The sequence below is a fragment of the Sulfitobacter sp. HI0129 genome (genome assembly GCF_001635395.1).
Classification (GTDB): Bacteria; Pseudomonadota; Alphaproteobacteria; order Rhodobacterales; family Rhodobacteraceae; genus Sulfitobacter.
This window is the reverse complement of the sequence record NZ_LWGH01000431.1, coordinates 1-8,043: the sequence shown is the minus strand read 5'-3', so window position 1 is coordinate 8,043 and position 8,043 is coordinate 1. Positions and strand designations below refer to the sequence as shown.

Below are 8,043 nucleotides of genomic sequence, written 5' to 3'. Positions count from 1 at the left end.
CGGGCGGCTGCACGCTGGGCGCGGGGCTTTCGGGCGTGCCGACGCTGTCGGTCGCGGCGCTTCTGGCCATCACCTCCATCGGAGTGGGCGGGGTGCTGACGCAGGCGCTGCTCAGCCGAGCCGGCTCCGCAGGCGCCGCAGCATCAGCCAGACCAGCCCCACGACAGGCAGCGTGATCACCGCCGTCAGGACCCCCTTCGCCAGACCGAGCGTGTCCGCCAACGGATAGAGCAGATATGTCGCGAGCGAGACCGCGTAATAGCTGATCGCCACGACGGAGAGGCCCTCGACCGTATGTTGCAGCCGCAGTTGCAGGTCGGAGCGCCGGTCCATGCTGGCGAGGATCTGCTGGTTCTGCGCTGAACGTTCCACGTCCACCCGCGTCCGCAAGAGCTCGCTCGCACGGATTGCCCGCGCCGCCATGGAGCCCAGCCGCCGCTCCGTCGATTTGACGGTGCGCATGGCCGGCTCATACCGGCGCATCATGAATTCGCCAAAGCCCTGCCGACCCATGAAACGCGCCTCCCTCAAAGCACCGATGCGCTGGTAGACGATCGCCTCATAGGCATCGGTCGCGCCAAAACGGAATGCCAGCCGCGCCTGCAACGTCTCCAGCGCGACGGAGACATCGAGCAGCGCGTGCAACGTATCTTCCGCCCCCTGCGCAGGCCCCTGCATCCCCGTCATCAACTCGGTCAGCCGCTTGTCCAACTGGTTGATCTGCGGCATCGCGGCGCGCAGTTCGACAAAACCAAGCATGGACATCGCCTTGTAGGTCTCGATCTCGCACAGCCGCTGCACGATCCTGCCGATGCGCCGTTCGCCGGTCTCCGGGCTGGCAAAGACGGCCATCCGCAGATGGCCCGCCGGATCGATACGGAAATCGCTGGCGATGACGGCAGCATCGTCCAGCACCCGCGCCACCGCGAGGCTTTCACCGACGAACCAGTCTGACAGGGCGTCATGGACCTGTTCGGCCGGCCCCGGATGCGGCACCACCCGGATGAGCGCTGAGGTAATCCGCTCCCCCGGCGTCTCCGCCAGCCAGTCGGAGGGAAAGACATCGAACTCTGCCGGGGCGAAGGGCCTGTCGCCCTGCGCGTCGGAGAAGATCGTGTAGGTCACGATCTCGGTATGCTGTTCCCATTTGATCTGATAACGACCGAGCGGACCGTGATAATGGGTCGCGTCTGGGTCCGGGCGCGGCGCGCCGTAGTGATCGAGCAGCCGCCGCAGATGCGCAAGGTCGGCGGCCCGGTCCCGGTCCGATGCGTCGCCCGCCGGGCGCAACACCAGAAAGACAGCCGTTCCCCGCGTCGAAAGGCGCGGAAAGGGCCGCGCGTGCAGCTCCCCGGTGAGCGCATATCTGGCGGGATGATCTTCGAGAGTGGCCATGGGTCGATCCTTGCAGCCGGAATAAGGCGGCACAATAACCCGGAACCGGGCGACTGGAAACGGTCTTTTCGCGCATCTTCAACACCTTACGGTACACGCTTGCATACCGCCGGTCCGGCCCTAGCTATGGGCCTAGCCTGCAACCAAGGGACTTGCATGAACCGTCGCGCACAATCCGAAGACGAACCGGCCCCGGGCGCCACCCGCGATCTGACGCGCGGGCCAATCTGGCGCGCGCTGCTCGCGATGTCAGCCCCGATGAGCGTGGGCATTTTCGGGGTGCTGAGCGTCGGTCTCGCCGATGCCTATTTCCTTGGCCAGCTGGGCGGCGCGCAACTGGCGACCGTGGGCTTCGTCTACCCGGTCACCACGGCGATCACCTCGCTTTCCATCGGGCTGAGCGCCGGGGCGAATGCCGCGCTCAGCCAGGGCGTGGGCCGGGGCGACCGGGCGGATGATACCCGGCGGCTCGGCTTTCATGCCATCGGCCTTGGCCTTGTGCTGTCGTCCGTCGCGGCCCTGCTGCTCTGGCTCATCTATCCCTATCTGTTCTCCGCGCTGGGGGCGAAGGGCGCCGTCGCGGAGCATATCGCCGCCTATATGCCTGTCTGGGCGCTGAGCTTTCCTTTCCTCGTGGTGATGATGGTCACCAACGCTGTTTTCCGGTCGCACGGCGACGGGATGACCGCCGCGCTTGTGATGGTGCTGGCAGCGCTGGTCAACGTCGGCCTCGATCCGCTGCTGATTTTCGGCATGTGGGGCCTGCCGGAACTGGGGGTGAAGGGCGCCGCCATCGCGACATGGGCGGGCCGTGTGGCGGCCATGGCCATAGCGCTCTTTATCGCGTGGCGCCGCGGCCTGCTGGGCTGGACGGGCGGGATGCTGGACGGGGCGCTGACATCGGCGCGCCGCGTTCTGAAGGTCGGGCTGCCGGCCGCGTTTTCCAATGCGATCAATCCCGCGGGTATGGCTCTGGTGACGGCGGCGGTCGCGACCGTGGGCGAAACCGCCGTGGCGGGCTTCGGCGCGGCGACGCGGGTGCAGTCCATGGCGCTCGTTCCGCTGCTGGCGCTGTCAGCGGGCATCGGGCCGGTGGTGGGTCAGAACTGGGGCGCCGAACGGCAGGATCGTGCGCGGGGGGCCGTCCATGCGGGTTTCTGGTTCTGCATCGGGTACGGTGCCCTGCTGGCCGCCCTGCTCATGGTTTTTGCGGTTCCGATTGCCAGTCTCTTCGCCTCTGCCGAGGAAGACGCGGCCTATGCGGCGATGTACCTGCGTTTCGTCGGCGCATCGCTTTTCGGCTATGGCATCATTGTCGCCGCCAATGCCGCGATGAACGCCCGGGACAAGCCCATTCATTCCATGACGCTGAGCCTTGTGCGCATTCTGCTGATCTATCTGCCCCTTGCGTGGCTCGGAGCCTTGACCTTCGGCTTCGGGGGCATCGTGGCCGCCGCCGTCATGGCCAATGTGATGGCAGCCTGGGGCGGTCTGATCGCGACCCGCGCCACCGGCCTGCTCGGGCTGGAAACGCCGCTGATCGACGTGCCCGTCAGCCTGCTGCCCGGGCAGCGGAGCAAAAGCCCCGCCCCTGCCGCCGACGCGGGCTGACGAGGGCGATATCTGGCGCCAAGCGCGGCCCGCTCTCAAGGGGGCCGGCCGCCACCCCGCCCGCCGCAAAGAAAAAAGGCGGCACCTGGGGCGCCGCCTTTGATCATCTCACATCAGCCCGATCAGTCGATCAGCGGGATCAGCTTGTCGAGGCTTTGCTTCGCATCGCCATAGAACATCCGCGTGTTGTCCTTGAAGAACAGCGGGTTCTCGATACCGGAATAGCCAGTGCCCTGCCCGCGCTTGGAAACGAAGACCTGCTTGGACTTCCAGACTTCCAGCACCGGCATGCCCGCGATGGGGCTGTTGGGATCGTCCTGCGCCGCCGGATTCACGATGTCGTTGGAGCCGATGACGATGACAACATCCGTATCCGGGAAGTCGTCGTTGATCTCGTCCATCTCCATCACGATGTCATAGGGCACCTTCGCCTCGGCCAAGAGCACGTTCATATGCCCCGGCAGACGCCCCGCGACGGGGTGAATGGCAAAGCGGACGTTCTTGCCCTTGGCCCGCAGCTTCTTGACGAGATCGCTGACAGCACCCTGCGCCTGCGCCACGGCCATGCCGTAACCCGGTACAATGATGACGCTGTCGGCCTCGTTCAGCGCGGTGGCGACGCCGTCGGCCTCGATCGCGACCTGTTCGCCCTCGACCTGCATCTGTTCACCCGCCGGGCCGCCGAAGCCGCCGAGGATGACGCTGATGAAGGACCGGTTCATCGCCTTGCACATGATGTAGGACAGGATCGCACCGGAAGAGCCGACCAGCGCACCCACGACGATCAGCAGGTCATTGCCGAGGCTGAAGCCGATGGCCGCCGCCGCCCAGCCGGAATAGCTGTTCAGCATGGAAACCACGACGGGCATGTCCGCCCCGCCGATCCCCATGATCAGGTGATAGCCGATGAAGAGCGCCGCCAGCGTGAGCAGCAGCAGCGGCAGGAACCCACCGGAGGCGAGATACCAGATCAGGCAGATGGCGGAAATGGCCGCCGCCGCGATGTTGAGCCAGTGGCCGCCCGGCAGCTTTTCGGCCGTGGATTTCACCCGGCCCGCAAGTTTGCCGTAGGCGATGATGGAGCCGGTGAAGGTGACCGCACCGATCCAGACGCCCAACACCAGTTCGACGCGCAGGATGTTGATCTCCACCGCGGTCTTCTTGGCCACGATGGCCGCGAAACCGCGGAACTCCGCCGCGACGTCCTTGGCCGGGCCGATCAGGGAGCCGTAGGTTTCCTGCGGGAAGGGCAGACCTGCGGTGGCAAAGGCTTCCGCCACGCGGCCGATCTCGATATGGGCGTTGATGCCCACGAAAACCGCCGCCAGCCCCACAAGGCTGTGCATCGCCGCGACAAGCTCGGGCATCTGGGTCATCTGAACGCGCTGCGCCAGTTGCATCCCGATCACCGCACCGGCGGCGATGAGGATCAGCGACAGCAGCCAAAGCCCCGCCCCCGGGCCGATCAGGGTGGCGATGACTGCCAACGCCATGCCGACGATCCCGTACCAGACCGCGCGTTTCGCGCTTTCCTGTCCCGACAATCCGCCCAGCGAAAAGATGAAGAGGACGGCAGCAACCACGTAGGCTGCGGTAGTAAATCCGAATTCCATTGTCTTTCCCTCGCCTTAAGATTTCTGGAACATGGCGAGCATGCGCCGTGTCACCATGAAGCCACCGAAAATGTTGATCCCGGCCATGAAGACCGAAGCGGCGGCAAGTATCATCACCAACCACGAGCCAGAGCCGATCTGCATCAGCGCGCCGAGGATGATGATGGAGGAAATGGCGTTCGTGACGGCCATCAGCGGAGTGTGCAGGCTGTGCGCCACGCCCCAGATCACCTGGAAGCCCACGAAGACCGACAGCACGAAGACGATGAAGTGCTGGATGAAGCTGGCGGGCGCCACGAGCCCCACGGCCAGCAACAGCGCACCGCCCACGGCCAGCAGTGTGACCTGGTTCTTCGTCTGCTGCTTGAAGGCCGCCAGTTCCTTGGCCGCCTTCTCCTCGGCGGTCAATTCCTTGGCCGGCTCCTTCTTCGGTGCTGCCGCGATGGCGGCGACCTTGGGCGGCGGTGGCGGGAAGGTGACTTCCTTGGCGTGGGCGATGGTTGCCCCGCGGATCACGTCATCTTCCATGTCGTGATCGATCTCGCCGTCCTTTTCGGGCGTGAGGTCGGTCATCATGTGACGGATGTTGGTGGCATAGAGCGTGGAGGCCTGCGCCGCCATCCGGCTGGGGAAGTCGGTATAGCCGATGATGGTCACGCCGTTGTCGGTGACGATCTTCTCGTCCGCCTTGGTCAGCTTGCAGTTGCCGCCCTTCTCCGCCGCAAGGTCGACGATGACCGATCCGGGTTTCATGGCCTTGACCATGTCCTCCGTCCAGAGTTCCGGCGCCTCGCGGTTGGGGATCAGCGCCGTCGTGATGACGATGTCCATATCGGGCGCCAGTTCGCGGAACTTGGCAAGCTGCGCTTCGCGGAATTCAGGCGAGGAGACGGAGGCATAGCCGCCGGAGGCGGAGCCGTCCTGCTGCTCTTCCTCGAAGTCCAGATAGACGAATTCGGCGCCCATGGATTCGACCTGCTCGGCCACTTCGGGGCGCACGTCGAAGGCATAGGTGATCGCACCCAGCGAGGTCGATGTGCCGATGGCCGCGAGACCGGCCACACCCGCACCCACGACCAGCACCTTGGCGGGCGGCACCTTGCCCGCGGCGGTGATCTGCCCGGTAAAGAAACGCCCGAAGTTGTTGCCCGCCTCGATGACCGCGCGGTAGCCCGCGATATTGGCCATGGAGGACAGCGCATCCATCTTCTGCGCGCGGGAAATGCGCGGCACCATGTCCATGGCGATGACGGTGGCGCCCCGCTCGGCGGCAGCCTCCATCAGATCCTTGTTGCCCGCGGGATTGAAGAAGGAAATCAGCGTCTGCCCCTCGCGCAGCATCTGCACCTCCGCCTCGGAGGGGGGGCGTACCTTGGCAACCACATCGGCGGCCTCATAAAGCGCCTTGGCATCCTTCACGACCTCGACCCCGGCGGATTTGTAGGCCGCGTCGTCGAACCCCGCGCCTTCGCCGGCTCCCGACTGGATCAGGCAGTCATGGCCAAGCTTCTGAAGCTGCGCGGCGCTGTCGGGCGTCATGGCTACCCGGCGTTCGCCCTCGAATATCTCTTTTGGCGTTCCGATCTTCAAATCAGGATCTCCCCATCGTGGTCGCTACGCCCCGATTGACGCAACAATGTTGCCCGGTTCGATAGTACGCGCGCAGCAATAGTACAAGCGACACCAAGCGCCAACGCCCCGTCATTTGCCTGTTTCTAGCGCTAACGGACAGGATTTGTGCACCTGACGCCCCCCAACCGATGCCGCAACGCGGCACGAGGAACGCCGCGTCACCCCGCGGGGATCGCGGGCGAAGGTCGTTGCGCCCGCCGATGGCACGCGCCAGCATGCCGCCAAACCAAGGGAGAGATTTATGGACCTCGAAGGAAAACACGCATTCATCACCGGCGGCGGTACGGGTATCGGCCTCGATATCGCGCGCGCGCTGGCCCGGAACGGCGCGCGCGTCACCATCACCGGGCGGCGGCAATCCGTGCTGGATGAGGTCGCCACCGATGGCATCACCGGCGTCGCCATGGACGTGCGCAACGAAGAGGATGTCGTTTCCGTCATCGCCAAGGCGACGGAGGAACGGGGCCCCGTGCAGATCTGCATCCCCAACGCCGGGATCGCCGAGGGCCGGTCGGTGCTGAAGACCGATATGAAATTCTGGCGCGACATGATGGCCACCAACCTCGACGGTGCCTTCATGACCATCCGCGAATCGCTGAAATCCATGCGGGGCACGGATTGGGGGCGCGTGATCGCCGTGTCGTCCATGGCCGGTCTGCGCGGCCTGCCGGGGGCGGCGGCCTACTCCGCTTCCAAACACGGGATGATCGGGCTGATACGATCCCTGTCGGAGGATTACATGGGCAAACCCTATACGTTCAACGCGCTCTGCCCCGGCTATGTCGATACGGAGATCGTGACCCGCAATACCGCGACCATCGCCGAACGCGCCGGGCTCAGCAGCGAACAGGCGCGGGACGTCATGGTGAAAGCGAACCGCCACAAACGGCTGGTGACCCCGGCTGAAGTGACCGAAGCCGCGCTCTGGCTCATGGGCCCCAACTCCGGCAGCATCAACGGCCAGTGCATCGAAATCGCGGGCGGTCAGATGTAGCGCGGCTATGCGAATGGGCACCGCGCCCATCCGCAGGAGATAACGACTCGTTTACCAAAAACAGGCAGGGTCGGTGCATGATACCGCTGACCCTCCTCCCCCGCCGCACCGCGCGCGCCCTCGATACCGGCCAAGGTACCGATCCGGGCGAGCTCTTTCCTCAACAGGCCGATGATTTGCGCGGCCGTGCCCTCGCCTCGCTGACCCCGGTATCGCGTGGAACGGATGATTTCGTCTGGTTCACCCGGCGCAAGATCGGCGCCGCCCGGGGTGATCTGCCCCCGCCCTGACTGTGCCTGCCCCGGAGGCGGCTCAGACAGCCTTGAGCTTGGGGCGCGTTTCCCGCGCGGCCCACTCGCGCGCGGCCTCGCCGAAGGCACGGAACAACGGGCGCGACACAGGATCGTTCGCCGCGTCCCATTCGGGATGCCACTGGACCGAAAGGGTGAAACCGGGGGCGCCCTTTACATAGATCGCCTCGGGCGTGCCGTCCTCCGCCACACCGTCGACGACGATCCGCTCCCCCGGTCGCTTGATCCCCTGCCCGTGCAGGGTGTTCGTGCGCACCTTGGCGGACCCCAGCACGCCGTGGAACACGCCCCCTTCGGTAAAGGTGATGTCGTGGCGCAGTTCGAACTTCTCATGCAGGGTGCCGTCGGGGGGCATACGGTGGTTCATCCGTCCCGGCAGATCGCGAATTTCAGGGTAGAGCGTACCGCCCATGGCGACGTTCACCTCCTGAAACCCCCGGCAGATGCCGAAAAAGGGCTGGCCGCGTTCGACGCAGGCCCGGATCAG

General features: G+C 65.5%; 7 protein-coding genes. 3 read left to right on the top strand and 4 right to left on the bottom strand.

Features of this window, described 5'->3' with window-relative positions; all coding sequences use genetic code 11:
* Nucleotides 1–111: 111 nt before the first annotated feature.
* Nucleotides 112–1,395: a DUF3422 family protein gene (locus A3764_RS11740; RefSeq protein ID WP_067920889.1), complete on the bottom strand. Its 1,284-nt coding sequence runs from the start codon at nt 1,393–1,395 to the stop codon at nt 112–114.
* Between the two features lie 156 nt (nt 1,396–1,551).
* On the opposite strand from A3764_RS11740, the gene A3764_RS11735 reads away from it, so the two are divergent.
* Nucleotides 1,552–3,006 (top strand): MATE family efflux transporter, encoded by a 1,455-nt coding sequence (locus A3764_RS11735; RefSeq protein WP_236628176.1) that lies wholly within the window; start codon nt 1,552–1,554, stop codon nt 3,004–3,006.
* A 122-nt stretch (nt 3,007–3,128) separates the two neighbouring features.
* Here A3764_RS11735 and A3764_RS11730 read toward each other — a convergent pair whose 3' ends face one another.
* On the bottom strand, nt 3,129–4,619 hold the full coding sequence (locus A3764_RS11730; RefSeq protein ID WP_067920891.1) for an NAD(P)(+) transhydrogenase (Re/Si-specific) subunit beta: 1,491 nt from the start codon (nt 4,617–4,619) through the stop codon (nt 3,129–3,131).
* A 15-nt stretch (nt 4,620–4,634) separates the two neighbouring features.
* Entirely contained in the window at nt 4,635–6,209 is a 1,575-nt protein-coding gene (locus A3764_RS11725) for a Re/Si-specific NAD(P)(+) transhydrogenase subunit alpha (RefSeq protein WP_067920893.1), read from the bottom strand.
* A 283-nt stretch (nt 6,210–6,492) separates the two neighbouring features.
* Between A3764_RS11725 and A3764_RS11720 the strand changes: the two genes are divergently transcribed.
* Both A3764_RS11720 and A3764_RS11715 read left to right on the top strand, forming a co-directional pair.
* Nucleotides 6,493–7,245 carry an SDR family NAD(P)-dependent oxidoreductase gene (locus tag A3764_RS11720; RefSeq protein ID WP_067920895.1) on the top strand — a complete coding sequence of 251 codons (753 nt, stop codon included), beginning with the start codon at nt 6,493–6,495 and terminating at the stop codon, nt 7,243–7,245.
* A 77-nt stretch (nt 7,246–7,322) separates the two neighbouring features.
* Complete coding sequence (locus A3764_RS11715; RefSeq protein WP_067920897.1) at nt 7,323–7,535, top strand: hypothetical protein; 213 nt, start codon at nt 7,323–7,325, stop codon at nt 7,533–7,535.
* Between the two features lie 22 nt (nt 7,536–7,557).
* Here A3764_RS11715 and A3764_RS11710 read toward each other — a convergent pair.
* The coding region (locus tag A3764_RS11710; RefSeq protein ID WP_150122149.1) for a gamma-glutamyl-gamma-aminobutyrate hydrolase family protein at nt 7,558–8,043 on the bottom strand (486 nt) is incomplete at its 5' end.